Consider the following 17,963-nt stretch of genomic DNA (forward strand, 5'->3'; position numbering starts at 1 on the left):
TGAGTGTTCCTACATTTAATTTTTAGTACATCTTAAAGATACTCGACTGACTGCTTTTACATAGATGCTATAATCCATTGTAAATACCAACTTACTTATGAAAATCTTTATGGATTTTCTATTTGGTTTTTATTTGCTGAAATAGTTGCTTACAAACGTAACGAATCATATTCAAAACCATAGAAATGAAGCCAAAGGAAAATTCTGTAAGACTAAAATAATGATTTAAAAACCATAAATTGAGGTTGATACACAAAAGTCGGGTTAAAGCCGTCCAGAATGTCGGCCAAAAATCAGTAGAAATACGTGGACTTTTTATTAGTTAAGTTTTAAAATTGCTCAAAATGATTCAAAATGATTCAACAACCTGATTTAGGGAAAAAGATTGCTGATTTAAGAAAAGAAAAGGGCTTGACTCAAGAGGAGCTTGTCGCTAAATGTAACCTTAATGTTAGGACATTACAACGGATTGAGTCGGGAGAGGTTATGCCTCGGACTTATACTATAAGGTTGATTTTCGAAGCTTTAGACTTTTCCTTTGACGAATCGAACCAAAGTAAAGGAATAATGCAAAAAGGGCTAGGGCAATTTTATATAAGTTTTATTCAATTATTTAATTTAAAGACAAACACGATTAAAAAAATATCAATTTTAACAGTAATGTTTTTCGTCTTTGTATTTGTAACAAGCTCATTATTTAATATTAGTAAAGCACAACATGAAACTAAACTGGTCAATACTCATCAGGAAACGAGTAGGTCAGAAGAAACAACTCAAACGGACAAATTTGAAATCGCAGGTTTATTTGATGGATGGAATAGTGATAGTGAACTTGTTGGGCGCGATGTACAATGTATCATTAACAGTGCAATAATTATTAAATCTCCCCTGCTAAAACTAAATAAGGAAACTAATGAAATACGAACACCTTGTTATACTGGTATCATAAAAAATAATACAGTCATCATTTCTAATCTGAAGTGTCAACCTATAGAGAGGATTGTAAATAAAGTTAGAATTTCTGGTGATGAATTCATATATGATGGAGAGCTAGTTTTTTCAGAAAAAGAGTCTATAAAAGCAGGAAAAATAATTGTTCCTAGAGATTAGACCGAAAAACAACAAAAATAAAAAAGACCAACGTTTGACAAGGGATATAGTCGATGTTTGTAAATTACAGTTTCGTACATTTACTCAAAACACATTTATCCGAATCAATCGTCCGAGTATTTTTTTGTTATCTGTACTCAAACCGGCCAAAAAACATCACCTCTTGGACATCCAGCCAACTGTGCTAAAGATTTAGAAATCGAAAATTGATACTATCACATTTTAATTCCCTAGGAGATTATTCATAAATAGCAATAGGGAAATTACAATTGCAGATATTCAAATTAAGAAATCTGTGTTTTTTTGAGCCAATATTTAACTGGCCACGCTAAATTCATTGTTGATAACTACAAAATCACCTAGAAATCGACTTTTTTTCACTGATAATGGTTGTGGCCATTTGATATCAAATGATAACCAATAAGATTAAGGGAAGCTAAGTGCAATATTATTTGATATGATTTTATGTAAATTATTATATAGCAATTAGTTGTGAATAACTATTGCAATTTTTTACATTCCTTTTTTGCCTATTTTTCTACATTTATCCTACCTACAATGGTGTAGGAAGACAAAAGCGCTTTTGTCCATTTAACAACCTTAAATAAGAAACAAATGGACAATTTTTTAATCTTGGAGCGATTGGATCGTTTGGAAAAACTATTGATCGCCAATAAGGAAGTATTGACTTTTGAGGAGACCTGTGACTTTACGGGAATATCCAGAAGTTATCTGTACAAGCTTACCTCTGCAGGAAAGATCCCACATTCCAAGCCCAACGGTAAAATGCTCTTTTTCGAGAAAAAGAAAATCGTAGACTGGCTGCTCCAGAACGGGCAAAGATCCGCGGAGTAACACGAAGCCCAAACCTAGGCCATGGCCAATATAAAGGCCAATCAAGTAATCACTTAAATTAATATTGCACCAGTGGGATCTCTCTGGTGCCAAACACAATACACATGGACGACATACCCTACATTCGCGTGAGCACCAATTATTACAAATTAGTGAGTGTCCCTACCATATCAGGGAATTTGAAAGAGGTCATAGTACCTTGGACCCTTGAGGCCATCCGCCAGGATCACGGAAGGAATTATATCGGGGGCATAAAAAAATACGATGGTTTCACCTGTCTTCCCAGCCATATCCATTTTGAACAGGAGTGCCACGGTTTTTACAATACCTATTCTCCCTTGCCCCATAAACCCCAAGAGGGAGACTTTCCCTATACTCGGCAGCTTTTGGAACACATCTTCGGGCAACAATCGGATCTCGGGATGGACTATATGCAACTATTATATTTAAGGCCTGTGCAAATGCTACCGATCCTCTGTTTGGTATCCAAGGAAAGGTCCACAGGCAAGAGTACATTTCTTAAATGGCTGAAGGTAGTGTTCGACAACAACATGACCTACCTTACCAATGACAGTTTCAGCAGCCAGTTCAACGCCGATTGGGCGAACAAGCTCTTGATCTGCATCGACGAGGTGCTTTTCAATAAGGAAGAGCTGACCGAGCGCATCAAGTATTTGAGCACGACCAATATCAATAAGCTGGAGGCCAAGGGCAAGGATAAAAGGGAGGTCGAGTTCTTTGGCAAGTTCATCCTTTGCAGCAACAATGAAGATAATTTCATCAAGATAGACAATAATGAGACCCGTTTTTGGGTGTTGAAGGTACCCTCCCTGATGAAAGAGGAAACCCAGTTTTTGGATTTTTTGGAAGCGGAGATACCTGCTTTCCTATATCATCTACAAATTAGAAAACTCAACAGTGCCAATAAGACCCGGATGTGGTTCTCTCCTTCCCAGATCAGGACCAGGGCCCTGGAAAGTTTAATGCGGAGCAATAGGAACCGAGTGGAAAAGGAACTCGCCAGTGTAATTCTGAGTGCGATGGAAACCTTTGACCTTGAAGAGCTTGAGTTATGCCCCTTGGATGCCCTTCAATTATTGAACCGTACCCGGATCAAAACGGACCTTACCCAATTGAGACAGATCCTGAAAAAGGACTGGAAGCTGATTAATCAGAAGAATTCCATGGTCTACCGGAAATTGATGATCTGGCCGGAAGGAGTGATGGGATGGATAGATGGCAAGGGAAGATATTATACCATAAAGAAGGATTTCCTGTTGGAGCAGTTTGGGGAAGAATAGAAAAACGATGAAACGATGACAAATCGATGATGGGTGAAACGTAATGTCCATGGGCGATGCGGCGGGTTTGTCGTCATTTGCCAAAAAAATTGCCAATGAAAAGAAAAAACACCCCTCTATTTATACTTTTTTTTGATGAAACGATGACAGATAGAGTTCAGGTCAATAAAGACGGGGGGTTGGGCCGTCATCGTTTTGTCATCAATTTGTCATCAAAAAAGACCGATGACGGAAAATCGGACCAAAAGACAAGAAATGCACAAAAAGAGAACATTTAGGACGAGGTGTGAAAGAGCCCGAGCCTTTCCCATCGAGAAGGCGCTGGCAAAACTCGGGCACTTTCCCACACGGACATCGGTCAAAGAAGCTTGGTTCCTGAGTCCTTTCAGGTCAGAAACCCAAGCCTCTTTCAATGTATTTAATAAACTTAATAGCGGGCAAACCACTTCGGGAGTGCCCAGATTAAACGGACTGCTTTTATATAAAGTTTTTCAGCAAGATAAACCTGTTATTAGTTTCAAAAGGACCATATCTTTTTTTCTTTTCACCAGCAACCTTATTTACAAAACAGAATGCACGGAATAGTCACATTGGCACAGGGCATCTTCAATGTTTCCTAAATAAGATTACCAAAGTTGGTTCTTTAATTCTTATTGTTTCATTATTTCAAACAATTGCTTATTCAGATATAAATTTTCAACACCTACTTTCTGCGATTTAAGAATACCTATTTTTTCTAATTCATGTAAATATTCTGCTGCGGTTTGGCGTTTCGCAATATCTTTATCGACCAAAAATTTCACTTTGCAATATGGTTGTTCAAAAAGCAATTCTATTAACTCTTTGGAATATACACGGGAGGGTAATTTTTCCTTTGCTAAGGCTATGGTTTCCTGCATCAAGTCATTAATGGCATTTATCTTTTTCAAAGTATAAATAGCCGTTTCTTCAACCCCTCTAAGCATAAATAGAATCCATCCCTCCCAATCCTGCTTTTCAGTAACCGATCGGAGTTTTATGTAATACTGGTTTTTATTTTCAATAATGTATTTGCTTAGGTATAGAATTGGTGCGTCTAACAAGCCTTTTTCCACCATATAAAGAATATTTAAAACCCGTCCAGTTCTTCCATTACCGTCGGGAAATGGATGTATCGCCTCAAATTGGTAGTGCATTACTGCTAACCTCACCAAATCATCAATGCCATTTTCTGAATGGATAAAGTCTTCTAGATTCTTTAATAAGTCACGAATTACGATTTCCCCTTCCGGTGGTGTGTAAATTGTTTGATTATTACTTGTTATTCTGGTGCCTGTTGTTTTTCTAATCCCGGCATTATTTTCTTTTATGGTCTGTACAATGGAAACAAAGGTATTGGTAGTAAGTGGGCGTTTATCCAAATTGCTATATCCTTCCCATAAGGCTTGTCGGTACCTTAATACTTCTTTGGTCTGCGCATCCGTAGTTTGAATATTTGCCGAAAATGCCTGATATAAGTTGTCTTGGGTAGTAACTATGTTTTCAATTTCTGAACTGTCCTTCGCTTCCTGTAAGGTAATCGCGTTGACCAACATGGATTGGTTCGGAATCTCATTTGCCCTACCTTTTAGCTCAGCCAGTACTCGTGTTGCCGCAATGGCTTGCTTCAGAACCTTCTTAGTTTCAAGTTCTATTTTTGGAGGCAATAGTGGTAAATCGTTATACGGTTCTTTTGGGTTATACATAATTTCGACATATAAATACAACTATGTCGATGATATCGACACAATACAAATATATGTCGATTTTTTTATATTTTATCGACACATGTTAAAAATAATTATAAAGCTAATTCAGTATTACGGATATTCGGTAAGAGAAACTTTGGGTTGTAAGGAACAAGTCAAATCTTTTTTTTCTTTTCACTAGTAACCTATTTTAAGATACGAAATACAGAAAAAAGTCACATTTTTACAAGTAATTTATTGAGGTCTAAACACGGTAGATCACGTAATAGTTTTGACCCGTTGGGAAAGGAATTCAAGATGTGTCTTTGTTGCCACAAAGACGATCTTGCTTTGCTCCCGATGGTTGCAAAGAAGGTTAAAAAAAAATAGAAAAAGCGATGAACCTGAAGTTGACAGTCTACTTAATTTTGTAAATTGCATAACAGCCATTCAAAAAATACAATGCTAAACATACTATATCCTTTACTATTACAATTGCCAATAGGCACACGAAACCCAGATGACAATAGTCCCATTGATCTTACAAGCGCATTTGATATCATTGTATATATTATTCTGCCAGTATTAATGATCATCTTTTACATTCTATGGAGGAAGAAAAAGAAGAAGGATAAGAATTAAAATGACCTGCAAATAAGTTGTTTACATGTTTCTAATATAATTAAGGATCATAGCATAAAGCGCCCTATTTCGATTTTATGTAACGCTTATCTACCGGAACCCTATAAAATCGAAACAGGATCCGGCGCAAGGTTAGTCATGGTAAGATTTGGGGAAAAATGGTCTGGGCAAATCAAAAGCTTTAACCATCATCAAATCATTAGGATTAGGTCACAAATTCAATAATTCTGTATCTTTGAGTAAAAGCTAATTAAAATGGACCTACAATCTAGAAAAATTAAGTTTGTACAGGAGTTTTTGAAATTACAAAGCGAAGAGGTCATATCCCATCTTGAAAAAATATTGAGCAAAGAAACCAAAACTTTAACTAACGAAGAGTTTGAGCCTTTGACGATTGAAGAGTTTAATGACCGAATTGATCAATCGCTGGACGATTCTAAAAATGGGCGACTAATCAAGGCAAGCGATTTAAAAGCCAAAATCGACAAATGGGTTTAGAAATATTTTGGACGGGATTCGCCGAGGATCAACTTCATAGTATATTTAAACATTATCAGAAAAAAGCAGGTAATCGTATAGCCAAAAAACTTGTGGACGGAATTTTTAATGAGCCTTCTAAATTAAATATCCAACCTGAAATTGGCCAAATCGAAGAATTATTAAAAGACAGGGGGCAAGGTTTTCGATATCTGATCTACAAAAAAAATTATAAAATTATTTACTGGGTAAACAAAGACCAAAATCAAGTTGAAATCATTGATGTTTTCGACGTTCGACAATATCCCCTAAAAATAAGGAGGTCGCAGTAAATGCGATAGTTCAGTCACAGATTAACTCATAAGTGATGTAATTTACCTTGATTACTATTCGATTTTAAACAAGGGTAGTTTTAAACAATACCTTTTACATCCATTTGATTACATTTGTAATGACGGAAGATAAATCCTGAAAAAAGTTCACAAATCGTCAACATTAGAAATTAAAAAAATGCGAAACCCTTAAAAATAAGGGGCTCACAAAAAGAAGTTCGATTCTTGGTGAGGTCACGAAGTAGGCTAGACTGAGGTGTATGGCACGGTCATTTCTTTATAAGTAGAACTATACTTTCTTCATTTTTCTGCATTTCCTTTTATTAATTCTTGTGTACCTGATAAGGTTGGCGGGAGGTGGTAAAAAAGAAATTCATATTTAGTAATAAAAATACACTCCTAAGCATCATAATCTTGCCCTGAGGTAATTGGCGATTTTCAAGATTGCGTAATTGTATTGTGGATATTGATGGAATACTCTTCTCAAAATAAAGCTGTTTGCCATTAAGGATTTGTTTGACGTTTTGTATAGGGCAGTTATTTATCAGGTTAATTATAAAATAGTTAGAGCAAATAGAGTAATGTTCACTTCATTAAATTTATATGTAATTAACATTAAAATTTATTACAATGATTACCGAAAATAAAAATCAAGATAAGAAGTCAGTTTTAAAGGGTTTGAATAATGAGGTTCAACAAAATCGTGGGCTTGACCTAGAAACAAACCCTAATGGGGATTCAAATAAAGGGGTCGGCAAACCGGTTGACAACGGAGGTGTTGCATCTTCAATATTTGATAAGCATTTGGAAAAGCAATGGTTGGCCGTACGGGATAATTATCTCGCAAATTTCCCGGAACTAAACGATATGGACACCACATATGACAACAAGAGTTTTAGTACTCTAATACAAAAGCTGGCGAAAAGAAGACAACAAACCTCTGAGCAGGTGCGGGAGGAAATAATGAATTGGCCTTCTTCCCTATAATTGCCGTATTTCTTTACCGCCCTATATTCTGATATTACCGGGCAGATTTCTGGCATGGCCATAAGATTCTTCCTTGAATTTAGTTTTGGTTACCATAAAGAAGTCCTGGGCCGCTCCTTGATGTCATAATGAAGGCAAAGTGAAATAGATAAGGGTACTGAAGTAAACGCCTACTAAATTTCGTAAATTGCATAACAGCTATTCAAACAATGTTAAACATATATCCTTTATTGTTACAATTGCCGATAGGCACTCGAAATCCGGATGACAATGATCCTATTGATCTTACCAGTGCATTCGATGTTATTGTTTTTGTTATTCTGCCTATTCTAATGATTATCTTTTATATTCTCTGGAGAAAGAAAAGGAAGTAGGATAAGTAGAATTAGTTGTTGCGGTTAACTTTTGTAAATATAACTTTACGAGTAAGGCCCATAGTGCAAAGAGCTCTATTTCTATAGTAATAAAGGCTTGCCTGATTACAATTGAAGCAGGGGTACAGCTTAAGGTGTTTGATGGTGTGATTGGTGGATGGTCTACGCTAGAAACGCCCCATCGCAAAGACCTTGATTATAGTTTGGGAGTGATGCAATTCCAGCACCTACTACCATAAATTCCTGAATGTTGATTACCTTAGCGCTAAAGTATTTTCCATGGAAAAGAGCAAAATCAAAAATGTATTTGTAGAAGGTGCAATAAGCCCGGAGTTCATTGCCAATTCCATTGCAAAGCACCAGTCCAAGACCACTATTGGGGCTCACGATATCTTTTTGGGCCAGGTAAGGGCAGATCTAATTGACGGACAGGAAGTGGCCGCTATAGAATATTCGGCCTATGAGGAAATGGCCAATTTAAAATTTCACGAAATAAGGGAGGCTACCTTTGCCAAGTTTAACCTAAGCTGTATGCACATCTATCACAGTTTGGGAAGGGTAAATACTGGAGAAATATGCCTGTTTGTTTTTGTGTCATCGCCACACCGAAAAGAAGTTTTTGAGGCATTGCACCATGTGGTGGAGGAAATTAAGAATCAGGTCCCTATTTTTGGGAAGGAACTGTTTGAGGATGATTCCTATCAATGGAAAGTAAATAAATAGAGATGGTAGATATCACCCATAAAAAATCAACTTTGCGTACGGCGATTGCCCAGGCTATAGTCCAAGTAAGTTCAGAGGATACTATAAGCGCCATAAATAATAAAACGGTGCCCAAAGGCGATGTGTTTGCCATGAGCAAGGCTGCTGGTTTATTGGGAGTGAAGAAGACGGCGGACCTTTTGCCGGACTGCCATCCCCTGCCTATAGAATACACCGATATTTCTTACTCCATAATTGGTTTACAAATAACGGTTTTGGTTACGGTAAAGACCATTTACAAAACTGGTGTAGAGGTAGAAGCCATGCACGGTGCCAGTATAGTGGCCCTAAATATGTATGATATGTTAAAGCCTATAGACAAGGGCATCGAAATACAGCATATTAAATTATTGAGAAAAACGGGAGGGAAGTCGGATTTAGGTGCCGACCTATAATTCTCCAGTCAATAAAATTTAACAGTTACTTAAGAGAATCTGTGCATATCTTTGTGGTGTGAAAAAAACAAGGCACTTGCTTTTTTTTAGGGTTCTAGCGCTTATACTTTTCTTAAGTATAGGGCAAGTCTCTATGGCTACCACCAAGGAGGCCAAAGAAGTTAAGGCCGGGGTTAATGGTGAGATCCAAACAGATCATCATCTAACCTACGAGATGCCGAACTCTGGGCATACTATGCTCTTGGCAGAAGGTAATTATCAATTGCCAACAGTTAACGAACTAAGGCCAAATCTCAATTTATTTTCCCCTAATACTATAAGTTGCCTCTCCGTACTCAAGGAAAAGGAGCTTATGTCCCTAAAAAGGGAGGTCCAAATTATTGCTAGTTTGGACGCGCTAACCATTATCTATCCCTTTCACACCTTTTTATAAATTTTTCCATTACTCACACCTAATTCCAGAATAACCAATTTTGGAAAATTCCCCATGCCATACATTAGCCTTGGTAGGTGGGGATGTAATTAATAAATGGAATAATTTAAAAAAATATACAATGAATATATCAATGTTGTTGGTATCAGTTTTATTGGTGCTTTGCACCATCATACCTTTTGTAATCCTTAATAAATCAGGAAAAGGGGATTTAAAAATAATGTCTAAAGAAGTTAAAAACTTAATGATCGAATCAAAACTTAAATTCGATTTAAAGGAAAGTTGGGGCAATTCGTTCATCGCCCTGGATTCAAATAATAAGAAACTTATTTTTTCCAAAGTATTTGATGGCGTTGTAGCCCTGGAAAATATTGATCTTAATGAAGTGTCCAATGTCAAAATCGTAAAGAAAACCTACCAGCTCAAGTCCAAAAATAAGAAGGAGACGGTTTTGGAGAAATTGGATTTGGAGATTAGCTTTTTAGATCATGAAAAGCCCGTCAGGACCCTAAATTTTTATGACATCAATAGTATTTACATGGAGGATTACGAACTTGTCCGTGCCGAAAAATGGAATACTGCCATTAATGGTGTTTTAAAAACAAATATAGAAAGTGCCAAGGTGGCCTAATTTCCTAGGTTTTTTATTAGTTAACATAGTCAAGGGCAATCTGTATTTTGGAAAATAGACTTTTCGGAATACAGATTGCCCTTTTTAGTACTATATATTTTTGAAGGCAAAGGATTTAGAATTACTCCCGTTTTGACCAAATTTCATTTAAGGGGTCGCCCTTGCTGCTTTTGCCGGTATGATGCCAATCCTTGCCATTTAATTCGTAATTGAAGGATAGGGCCGCTCCCACCCGGGAATTGTCCCTGGAGAAATAGCCTATATTTTCTATGTACTTGCCATTGGTTGCGTCGTAGGTTCCGCCCCCGCTACCAAAAAACTCGAAGGTTTCGGTGTTATAGGCAATCCATTGAAAATGCCCGTTCAATAAATATTTCATAGTTTTTCTTGGTCTGGAAGTATCCCTTCTTTCTTCGCCTTGGTCCGTTACCCGGCCAGTCATTAGCCACTTGCCGTCCAGATCCTGAGTACCAATTCTGGTGGGGGTAAAGGTCATTGGCTTGGCCCCTTCGAGTATCAAGTTTCCTTTTTTTAGCTTATAGGGTACATTAATACTGGTAATTTTATCTTCTTTATGGTTGGAATTAAATTCAAGATCAACCATAAGGTTATTGTCGGAGGTGGTGTAGTAGCCACCCATGGTTTTTATAAATTCTGCAGGGGACTCTTTATAGATGGTGTGGACGTAATAATCCCCGTCCAATTTCAACTCGTGATGAAGGGTTCCATCCTTGCTTTTTTCCTTAAAATGATAAACGTTGGCCGGTATTTGGGCCGTAATTTTATTAAAAAAAGAGAGGAGGAGAATAAGACCAATAAAAACGTTGAATTTTTTAAGCTTCATGACCATCTGGTTTTTATTTAAAAATAGTCAAGAAAAGGTTAAAAATCAACGCTTTGGGTTTAATTTTTAGTTAATTTTTTACTATTCGGGAAATTCATTTTTTACTTCAACGTAAAATTTTTTAAAACGCTTGTTTTTTCATTTTTTTTGTTTTCATTTGTCACATCAATTTAGCCTTAAATTTTATCTTGATATTAGCATCTAGTTGAGTACAATGAACCATATTTACAAATTTGGATTTCTGGCAGCAGCAAGGTTTAGGCCACTGAAATTTAATGGTATAGGTAGCCAGAATTTACTTGGTATTCCAAATTTTTCTTCCATCGTGTGCAGTCAGCACGACTATTTTTTTATTCCTACCACTGAAAAGCAGATAATTGTTTAGGGATTTAGTTATAATTTCTAATATTATTTGCATTTGGCGATGCTATTTACTTATTTACAATTCATATATTTATTTAAATGAACACGAAGTACATTAATCTTATAGATCAGACATACTATTTTCCTCAAGAGGAGTTTTCATTGGATGGCGAAAACCTAAAGTTCCATGGAATACCACTTATGGATTTGGTAGAGCAGTATGGCAGTCCTTTGAAATTTACCTATTTGCCTAAAATTTCAGAAAATATCAACAAGGCAAAGGAATGGTTTAAAATAGCCATGGAGAAAAATAATTACAAGGGCAAATACCATTATTGCTATTGTACCAAAAGTTCCCATTTTAAACCGGTTTTGAACGAAGCCTTAAAGAATGATATTCATATAGAAACGTCTTCCGCCTTTGATATTAATATCGTTGAAAAATTAAAGGAAAGGGGTAGGATTAAGGACAATACCTATATCATATGTAACGGATTTAAAAGGGATCAATATATTACCAATATAGCTAATCTTATAAACCGGGGACATCAGAATTGTATTCCTATTATCGATAATTACGAGGAAATAGACCTTTTGTCCGATGCCATCAACGATACTTTTAAAGTTGGAATCAGAATTGCATCCGAGGAGGAGCCAAAGTTCGAATTTTATACCTCGCGACTGGGAATCGGATACAAAAATATCGTACCTTTTTATGAGAATCAGATTAAGGATAATGATAAGGTAGAGTTAAAAATGCTACACTTTTTCATTAATACCGGTATACGTGACAATGCCTATTATTGGAACGAATTGGTTAAATGTTTAAAGGTATACGTGAGGCTTAAAAAGATTTGTCCATCCTTGGACAGTCTTAATATTGGTGGTGGTTTCCCCATAAAGAACTCTTTGGCTTTTGATTACGACTATCAATACATGATAGATGAGATTATAAACCAAATTAATATTGCCTGTCAGGAAGCGGATGTTGCAGTACCTAATATCTTTACCGAATTTGGAAGTTTTACGGTAGGTGAGAGTGGCGGTGCCATTTATGAAATACTATATCAGAAGCAACAGAACGATCGGGAAAAGTGGAACATGATCGATTCCTCTTTCATTACCACATTGCCGGATACCTGGGCCATTAATAAACGTTTCATTATGCTGGCTATTAACCGCTGGCAAGATGAATATGAGCGGGTATTGTTGGGCGGACTAACCTGCGATAGCGATGATTATTACAATAGTGAGCAAAACATGAACGCCATTTATTTGCCCAAGTACAGAAAGGATAAGCCGCTTTATATTGGATTCTTCAATACAGGGGCCTATCAGGAGTCCATTGGAGGTTATGGCGGGTTACAGCACTGTTTAATACCACATCCGAAGCATATTTTAATTGATAAGGATGAAAACGGAAATATAACGACCAAATTATTTAGTGAACAACAAAAGGCAGAGGATCTGCTTAAAATTTTGGGATATGAAATGAATCTTAACGGCAATACTGAAGTTGGTGAATCCGTTAAGCAGAAAATTAAATCTGACCTTTAAAATCAATAAACTTTAAACAAATGAACACAACTAACAATTACGCTGGCATACCAGACGAGTTTGCGCAATTGGAAAAGGCAAAGGTAGTTTTGATACCTGTGCCTTATGATGGAACCAGTACCTGGGGAAAAGGGGCGGACAAAGGGCCAAAGGCTTTTTTGGAGGCCTCGGAAAATATGGAATGGTATGATATAGAAACCGATACGGAGGTCTATCAGCAAGGGATATATTTGGCGAATTCCATAGATGAGGACAGTTCTCCGGAGGCTATGGTAAATGCGGTACATAAGGCCACAAAGGAGTATATTAAACGGAATAAGTTTGTTACCCTTTTCGGTGGGGAGCATTCAATTTCCATAGGTACCATTAGGGCCTTTAATGAGTGTTTTGATAACCTTACCGTATTGCATATAGACGCACATGCAGATATAAGGAAATCATATAATGGCAGTAAATTTAATCACGCCTGTGCGGTTCATGAGGCAAGTCAGACCACCAACCTTATCCAAGTGGGGATACGTAGTATGGATGCCATTGAAAAAACCTTTATAGATGAGGAGAAAACTTTTTTCGCCCATGATATGGTAAATGATGAGTATTGGACGGATAAGGTAATAGATCTTATGACGGACAATGTCTTTATAACTTTCGACCTGGATGCATTGGATCCGTCCATTATGCCGTCTACCGGAACCCCTGAACCAGGAGGCTTGTTTTACTATGAGACCTTGGAGTTTCTAAAACAGGTGTTTGAGGATAAAAATGTTGTAGGATTTGATATTGTGGAACTTTGTCCCAATAAAGCGGATAAATCTTCCGATTTCCTTGCAGCCAAATTATATTACAAAATGCTTAGCTATAAGTTTATGGGTGAGGCCGTAGAAGACGAATACGACAACACCTATGACGTTGATTCCAAAGTGGGAGGCAATAATAATTCAAAATTCGACGATGACGAAGACTAAAGGAGAAATTTCCAATTTTATTGAAAAGTATTATTTACATTTTAACGCAGCCGCTTTGGTGGATGCCGCAAAGGGGTATGAAGATCAACTAAAGCAGGGTTCCAAAATGTTGGTCTCTTTGGCAGGAGCCATGAGTACAGCAGAATTGGGAAAGATTTTCGCTGAGGTTATCCGCCAGGATAAGGTGCATATCATTTCCTGTACCGGGGCCAATTTGGAAGAGGATATCATGAATTTGGTGGCCCATTCGCATTATAAGCGTGTGCCCAATTACCGTGATCTAACCCCTCAGGACGAGTGGGATCTGTTGGAGAAGGGCCTGAACAGGGTAACGGATACCTGTATTCCTGAGCATGAAGCCTTCCGAAGGTTGCAAAAGCATATTTTTGAAATTTGGAAAAAAGCTGAAGACGACGGGGAAAGATATTTGCCACATGAGTTCATGTACAAATTGTTGCTTTCCGGTGTTCTGGAAGAATATTATGAGATAGATCTCAAGGATTCGTGGATGTATGCCGCAGCCGAGAAGAATTTACCTATTGTTTGTCCAGGTTGGGAAGACAGTACCATGGGGAATATCTTTGCCTCTTATGTGGTAAAAGGTGAGTTAAAGGCCAGTACCATGAAGTCCGGGATTGAATATATGACCTTTCTGGCAGATTGGTATACCGCAAATTCTGAAAAAGGGATCGGATTTTTTCAGATAGGTGGTGGAATTGCCGGAGATTTCCCAATTTGCGTGGTGCCCATGTTGTACCAAGATCTTGAAAGGACAGATACACCGTTTTGGAGTTATTTTTGCCAAATAAGTGACTCTACCACAAGTTATGGTTCCTATTCCGGTGCAGTGCCGAATGAAAAAATTACCTGGGGGAAATTGGATATAGACACCCCTAAGTTTATTATTGAAAGTGATGCAACCATTGTTGCGCCCTTAATTTTTGCGTACCTATTAGACATGTAGTATATGGACAATTTAAAAAGAGTTATTGTAGACTTTAAAAAACTTACTCCCGAAGTTTTGAAACTTTTGGTTGAGAAGTATCCGGATGGGTACGACGATCTTAATATCATCTCCTTCAAGAATGCGCAAGGGGAACGTATAGAGGCCGTTGAGGTAACTACCGAGGATACCAAATATCTTGTCAAGATTAGCGCCAAGTTGGAAAAGACTATGGCCAATTATGACGAGGATGATTATGAGGATTTTGACGATGACGATCCAGAGGCCATTCCAGATGTGGATATGGAAGGAGTAGAGGGAGATGATGACGATGATTAACTCGTGATGTTTGAGGTTGTTGCCGTTCATATAGCATCTTCGATCAATATTAGGCAATGTAAATCTCTATTGCCCTTGAAAATATTGTTTTCGGACAGTGATGAGCTTTATTTAAAAAACGGCGAAAAAAAATTCGTTTATATCTTTCAATATGGTCTAATCTCTTTTTTTAATCATTCCGAGGATGAAAAAGCGAAGATTTTAGACGCCCTTTCCGCAATTACCAAGGAGAAAAACGCTCCCCAATTTACAGAGACTATAAAAGTAGAAATAATCGAAGGCCACCAAAAGGTGGCTTTCGATAAAGTTATCTTACCCAGTTTTGATGCCGAGTTTATTAGATTGGTAATGTTGAATACTTCCCAATCGGTGGCGTTGGACCAATATTCCGAAATTACACAACAGCTTTTGGAAGAGACTAATGAACACACCCAATATTTGGAAAAGAAGGGAAAGTTGAATATTTCGGGAATTAAGCTAAAGCAGTTTATAGGGAAGGTCCTGAATATTAAAAATCAGATATCAGAAAACCTATATATTTTTGATGAGCCGGACAGTACTTGGGAAAATGAGCAGCTGAACAGGTTAAATCTGGAACTTAAACAAACGTTCGACCTAAAGATAAGGTATAGGAATATACACGAGCAATTAGGGATTATTAAAGAAAACCTGGAGTTGTTTAAGGATATTTGGGACCATAGGGAAAGCAGTAGATTGGAGTGGGTCATTATTATACTGATTTTGGTAGAGGTTTTGGATCTTTTTGTATTTAGGTTGTTGAGGTAAATTGTAATTGATCTTTTTACTACCTTAGTTAAAGCATCATTACTTTATTAAAGCCAGATGAAATGAGCCATAAAAATTCTTTAAAACACCCGATGATTATCGGGAGTGATTGTTTAATGGCGAATTGCACCCGATAGGTGTCGGGATGACCTCAATTATTATGAATTAAATATAAACAGATGAAAAATGCACCCTTCCATATGTCATTGCCCTGCCTAAGCATAAGCAAAACAGAAGATTTCTATGTAGATGTCATAGGTGCCGAATTGGGAAGGCACTCTTCCCGATGGCTGGATATCAATCTTTTTGGGAACCAGATTACATTTACCAAAGCAGGCATTTTTAATTTTACCTTTAAAACCTATAAGTTTGAAGATACTGTGCTGCCATCTTTTCACTTTGGGGTAATTGTGGATGAAAGCACTTGGAATAATTTGCATGCCAAATTAATGAAGTCGGAATATGAACTTACGACCGAGGTCGTATTTTTAAAGGATAAGATAGGCGAGCATAAGTCCTTTTTTATTCAGGATCCCAATGGGCACATGGTAGAATTTAAATGTTTCAAAAAGCAAAAAGAGATGTTTTTATCCTGATTTTAAGGATTATTTCAGAAAGCCTGCCGTCATTTAATAAATTAATAATCATTTATTCTTGATTCCCAGGGGTCAAGTGTTTTATTTTTGCAATTAATTAAAAAGAAAATTTAGATATAGCAATGAAGTATAAGGACCTGGATATTATTGGTAGTGAGGAATGGTGTGTATTTGAGGATTTGGAGATTCCTGCCATAAAGGCTAGGGTAGATTCCGGGGCGAAAACTTCTTCTATTCAGGCAAATAATATAAAAGTGTTTACCAAAGGGGCCCATGAATGGGTAAAGTTCGAGGTTAATCCCCTACAGGACAATAGGGGTATCAATATAGACTGCAAGGCGCGTTTGGTAGACCGTAGAACGGTAAAGAGTTCTTCAGGGATATCCGAGGAGCGGTTTGTAATAAAGACCCCGGTACGTGTTGGCAGTCATACTTTTGAAATAGAACTTACCTTGGCCAATAGGGATACTATGGAGTACCGTATGCTTTTGGGCAGGGAGGCACTAAATGAACGTTTTGTGGTAAACCCTGCGGTTAGTTTTAATTTGGGAGAGTTCACGGCAACAGAAATAAATCAGAGATATGCCTCTCATTTTAAAGAAAAAACAGGGCTTAAAATTGCACTGTTGGCCAGTAATCCCTTGTTGTACAGCAACAAGCGAATAATGGAGGCCGGTGAGGCTTTGGGCCATGATATGGTGTTTTTAAATGTGGAGCACGCCTATATGAAATTGGATGCCAATTCTCCGGAGATTAGATATAGGGGAGGTAACATATTAAATGAGTTCGATGCCATTATTCCTAGGATAAAACCGGCGGTTACCTTTTACGGTTGTGCCTTGATAAGGCAATTCGACAATCTTGGGGTGTACTGTTTAAATTCGGCAGAGGCCATTACCCAGTCCAGGGACAAATTGTTTGCATCCCAGCTTTTTTCCAAAAATGACATACATATCCCTATTACAGGATTTGCCAAATCTCCTATGGATACCAAAGATCTTATCAGGATGGTCAACGGGGCTCCTTTGATTATAAAACTATTGGAAAGTACCCAGGGTAAGGGCGTGGTGTTGGCAGAGACAAACAAGGCTGCAGAAAGTGTTATAAACGCCTTTAAAAGTGTGCAGACCAATATTTTGGTACAGGAGTTCATAAAAGAAGCAAACGGCCAGGATATACGCTGTTTTGTAGTAAATGGAAAAGTAGTGGCCTCAATACAGCGCCAAGCTGAAAAGGGGGAATTTCGTGCAAACCTGCACCAAGGGGGGAAGGCTTCCATTATAAGGATCACGTCCGAAGAAAGGAAGTTGGCCGTAAAGGCCGCCAAGGTTCTAAATCTGGCCGTTGCCGGAGTGGACATCATCCGTTCCAATAAAGGACCATTACTGCTTGAGGTAAATTCATCCCCGGGATTGGAGGGAATTGAAAATGCTACGGGGAAGGATATTGCCAGTATCATGATCCGGGCTATAGAGAGTAAGATTAAATTCAATAGCTAGTCGCTAGTTTTAATAGGAAGTAAAATAAATTGGGAAGGTGTGGCCATCGTTCATGCCTTCCCAATT

The 17,963-nt window shown here is 37.6% G+C and carries 20 protein-coding genes; 18 read left to right on the forward strand and 2 right to left on the reverse strand.

The annotated features are described in order from the left end of the window. Positions 1–354: 354 nt before the first annotated feature. From KO529_RS10435 to KO529_RS10450, 4 genes are all read left to right on the forward strand, one after another. The gene (locus tag KO529_RS10435; RefSeq protein ID WP_215947832.1) at positions 355–1,110 is read left to right on the forward strand and encodes a helix-turn-helix domain-containing protein; all 756 of its coding nucleotides are present in this window, start codon (positions 355–357) and stop codon (positions 1,108–1,110) included. 615 nt (positions 1,111–1,725) lie between these two features. Further along, on the forward strand, positions 1,726–1,965 hold the full coding sequence (locus tag KO529_RS10440; RefSeq protein WP_215947833.1) for a helix-turn-helix transcriptional regulator: 240 nt from the start codon (positions 1,726–1,728) through the stop codon (positions 1,963–1,965). Between the two features lie 104 nt (positions 1,966–2,069). Further along, positions 2,070–3,266, forward strand: coding sequence for a primase-helicase family protein (locus tag KO529_RS10445; RefSeq protein WP_215947834.1), 1,197 nt, complete (start codon positions 2,070–2,072; stop codon positions 3,264–3,266). A gap of 95 nt (positions 3,267–3,361) precedes the next feature. Continuing rightward, a complete protein-coding gene (locus KO529_RS10450) occupies positions 3,362–3,544 on the forward strand; it encodes a hypothetical protein (protein WP_146032812.1) in 183 nt (60 codons plus the stop codon). Positions 3,545–3,916: 372 nt separating this feature from the next. On the opposite strand, the gene KO529_RS10455 is transcribed toward KO529_RS10450, so the two are convergent. Next, positions 3,917–4,990 (reverse strand): Fic family protein, encoded by a 1,074-nt coding sequence (locus tag KO529_RS10455; RefSeq protein ID WP_215947835.1) that lies wholly within the window; start codon positions 4,988–4,990, stop codon positions 3,917–3,919. 879 nt (positions 4,991–5,869) lie between these two features. Between KO529_RS10455 and KO529_RS10460 the strand changes: the two genes are divergently transcribed. From KO529_RS10460 to KO529_RS10490, 7 genes are all read left to right on the forward strand, one after another. Continuing rightward, positions 5,870–6,112, forward strand: a complete 243-nt coding sequence (locus tag KO529_RS10460; protein WP_215947836.1) for a hypothetical protein — start codon at positions 5,870–5,872, stop codon at positions 6,110–6,112. Then, on the forward strand, positions 6,103–6,423 hold the full coding sequence (locus KO529_RS10465; RefSeq protein ID WP_215947837.1) for a type II toxin-antitoxin system RelE/ParE family toxin: 321 nt from the start codon (positions 6,103–6,105) through the stop codon (positions 6,421–6,423). Before KO529_RS10460 ends, KO529_RS10465 begins: the two co-directional genes overlap by 10 nt. A gap of 630 nt (positions 6,424–7,053) precedes the next feature. Further along, positions 7,054–7,410 (forward strand): hypothetical protein, encoded by a 357-nt coding sequence (locus KO529_RS10470; RefSeq protein ID WP_215947838.1) that lies wholly within the window; start codon positions 7,054–7,056, stop codon positions 7,408–7,410. A gap of 653 nt (positions 7,411–8,063) precedes the next feature. After that, complete coding sequence (locus tag KO529_RS10475; RefSeq protein WP_215947839.1) at positions 8,064–8,507, forward strand: molybdenum cofactor biosynthesis protein MoaE; 444 nt, start codon at positions 8,064–8,066, stop codon at positions 8,505–8,507. A 2-nt stretch (positions 8,508–8,509) separates the two neighbouring features. Continuing rightward, positions 8,510–8,941, forward strand: coding sequence for a cyclic pyranopterin monophosphate synthase MoaC (gene moaC / locus KO529_RS10480; RefSeq protein WP_215947840.1), 432 nt, complete (start codon positions 8,510–8,512; stop codon positions 8,939–8,941). Positions 8,942–8,999: 58 nt separating this feature from the next. Continuing rightward, the gene (locus KO529_RS10485) at positions 9,000–9,374 is read left to right on the forward strand and encodes a hypothetical protein (protein ID WP_215947841.1); all 375 of its coding nucleotides are present in this window, start codon (positions 9,000–9,002) and stop codon (positions 9,372–9,374) included. Positions 9,375–9,495: 121 nt separating this feature from the next. Next, a complete protein-coding gene (locus KO529_RS10490) occupies positions 9,496–10,005 on the forward strand; it encodes a hypothetical protein (protein WP_215947842.1) in 510 nt (169 codons plus the stop codon). Positions 10,006–10,126: 121 nt separating this feature from the next. On the opposite strand, the gene KO529_RS10495 is transcribed toward KO529_RS10490, so the two are convergent. Then, positions 10,127–10,849 carry a hypothetical protein gene (locus KO529_RS10495; RefSeq protein ID WP_215947843.1) on the reverse strand — a complete coding sequence of 241 codons (723 nt, stop codon included), beginning with the start codon at positions 10,847–10,849 and terminating at the stop codon, positions 10,127–10,129. A 462-nt stretch (positions 10,850–11,311) separates the two neighbouring features. On the opposite strand from KO529_RS10495, the gene KO529_RS10500 reads away from it, so the two are divergent. The 7 genes from KO529_RS10500 to rimK all read left to right on the forward strand — a co-directional run bounded on the left by KO529_RS10500 (position 11,312) and on the right by rimK (position 17,897). Continuing rightward, positions 11,312–12,769, forward strand: a complete 1,458-nt coding sequence (locus tag KO529_RS10500; protein ID WP_215947844.1) for an arginine decarboxylase — start codon at positions 11,312–11,314, stop codon at positions 12,767–12,769. 20 nt (positions 12,770–12,789) lie between these two features. Beyond that, on the forward strand, positions 12,790–13,734 hold the full coding sequence (gene speB, locus KO529_RS10505; protein ID WP_215947845.1) for an agmatinase: 945 nt from the start codon (positions 12,790–12,792) through the stop codon (positions 13,732–13,734). Further along, on the forward strand, positions 13,721–14,698 hold the full coding sequence (locus KO529_RS10510) for a deoxyhypusine synthase family protein (protein WP_215947846.1): 978 nt from the start codon (positions 13,721–13,723) through the stop codon (positions 14,696–14,698). The genes speB and KO529_RS10510 overlap by 14 nt, the downstream gene beginning before the upstream one ends. Before the next feature lie 3 nt (positions 14,699–14,701). Further along, on the forward strand, positions 14,702–15,016 hold the full coding sequence (locus tag KO529_RS10515; protein WP_103442589.1) for a hypothetical protein: 315 nt from the start codon (positions 14,702–14,704) through the stop codon (positions 15,014–15,016). A 75-nt stretch (positions 15,017–15,091) separates the two neighbouring features. Continuing rightward, entirely contained in the window at positions 15,092–15,802 is a 711-nt protein-coding gene (locus KO529_RS10520; RefSeq protein ID WP_247095001.1) for an RMD1 family protein, read from the forward strand. 179 nt (positions 15,803–15,981) lie between these two features. After that, on the forward strand, positions 15,982–16,398 hold the full coding sequence (locus KO529_RS10525; protein ID WP_215947848.1) for a VOC family protein: 417 nt from the start codon (positions 15,982–15,984) through the stop codon (positions 16,396–16,398). Between the two features lie 122 nt (positions 16,399–16,520). After that, entirely contained in the window at positions 16,521–17,897 is a 1,377-nt protein-coding gene (gene rimK / locus KO529_RS10530; protein ID WP_215947849.1) for a 30S ribosomal protein S6--L-glutamate ligase, read from the forward strand. Positions 17,898–17,963 lie beyond the last annotated feature (66 nt).

Origin of the sequence: Arenibacter algicola, from assembly GCF_018860365.1 — a bacterium.
In the GTDB taxonomy this organism is placed as follows: Bacteria; Bacteroidota; Bacteroidia; order Flavobacteriales; family Flavobacteriaceae; genus Arenibacter; species Arenibacter algicola_B.

Bases quoted from the DNA above. Each gene is read 5' to 3' on its own strand.
- KO529_RS10470 (WP_215947838.1), top strand. From the start codon at position 7,054: ATGATTACCGAAAATAAAAATCAAGATAAGAAGTCAGTTTTAAAGGGT.
- KO529_RS10460 (WP_215947836.1), top strand. From the start codon at position 5,870: ATGGACCTACAATCTAGAAAAATTAAGTTTGTACAGGAGTTTTTGAAA.
- KO529_RS10500 (WP_215947844.1), top strand. From the start codon at position 11,312: ATGAACACGAAGTACATTAATCTTATAGATCAGACATACTATTTTCCT.
- KO529_RS10510 (WP_215947846.1), top strand. From the start codon at position 13,721: ATGACGAAGACTAAAGGAGAAATTTCCAATTTTATTGAAAAGTATTAT.
- KO529_RS10525 (WP_215947848.1), top strand. From the start codon at position 15,982: ATGAAAAATGCACCCTTCCATATGTCATTGCCCTGCCTAAGCATAAGC.
- KO529_RS10440 (WP_215947833.1), top strand. From the start codon at position 1,726: ATGGACAATTTTTTAATCTTGGAGCGATTGGATCGTTTGGAAAAACTA.
- KO529_RS10445 (WP_215947834.1), top strand. From the start codon at position 2,070: ATGGACGACATACCCTACATTCGCGTGAGCACCAATTATTACAAATTA.
- moaC (WP_215947840.1), top strand. From the start codon at position 8,510: ATGGTAGATATCACCCATAAAAAATCAACTTTGCGTACGGCGATTGCC.
- KO529_RS10435 (WP_215947832.1), top strand. From the start codon at position 355: ATGATTCAACAACCTGATTTAGGGAAAAAGATTGCTGATTTAAGAAAA.
- KO529_RS10450 (WP_146032812.1), top strand. From the start codon at position 3,362: ATGAAAAGAAAAAACACCCCTCTATTTATACTTTTTTTTGATGAAACG.
- speB (WP_215947845.1), top strand. From the start codon at position 12,790: ATGAACACAACTAACAATTACGCTGGCATACCAGACGAGTTTGCGCAA.
- KO529_RS10475 (WP_215947839.1), top strand. From the start codon at position 8,064: ATGGAAAAGAGCAAAATCAAAAATGTATTTGTAGAAGGTGCAATAAGC.
- KO529_RS10515 (WP_103442589.1), top strand. From the start codon at position 14,702: ATGGACAATTTAAAAAGAGTTATTGTAGACTTTAAAAAACTTACTCCC.
- KO529_RS10495 (WP_215947843.1), bottom strand. From the start codon at position 10,849: ATGAAGCTTAAAAAATTCAACGTTTTTATTGGTCTTATTCTCCTCCTC.
- KO529_RS10465 (WP_215947837.1), top strand. From the start codon at position 6,103: ATGGGTTTAGAAATATTTTGGACGGGATTCGCCGAGGATCAACTTCAT.
- rimK (WP_215947849.1), top strand. From the start codon at position 16,521: ATGAAGTATAAGGACCTGGATATTATTGGTAGTGAGGAATGGTGTGTA.
- KO529_RS10490 (WP_215947842.1), top strand. From the start codon at position 9,496: ATGAATATATCAATGTTGTTGGTATCAGTTTTATTGGTGCTTTGCACC.
- KO529_RS10455 (WP_215947835.1), bottom strand. From the start codon at position 4,990: ATGTATAACCCAAAAGAACCGTATAACGATTTACCACTATTGCCTCCA.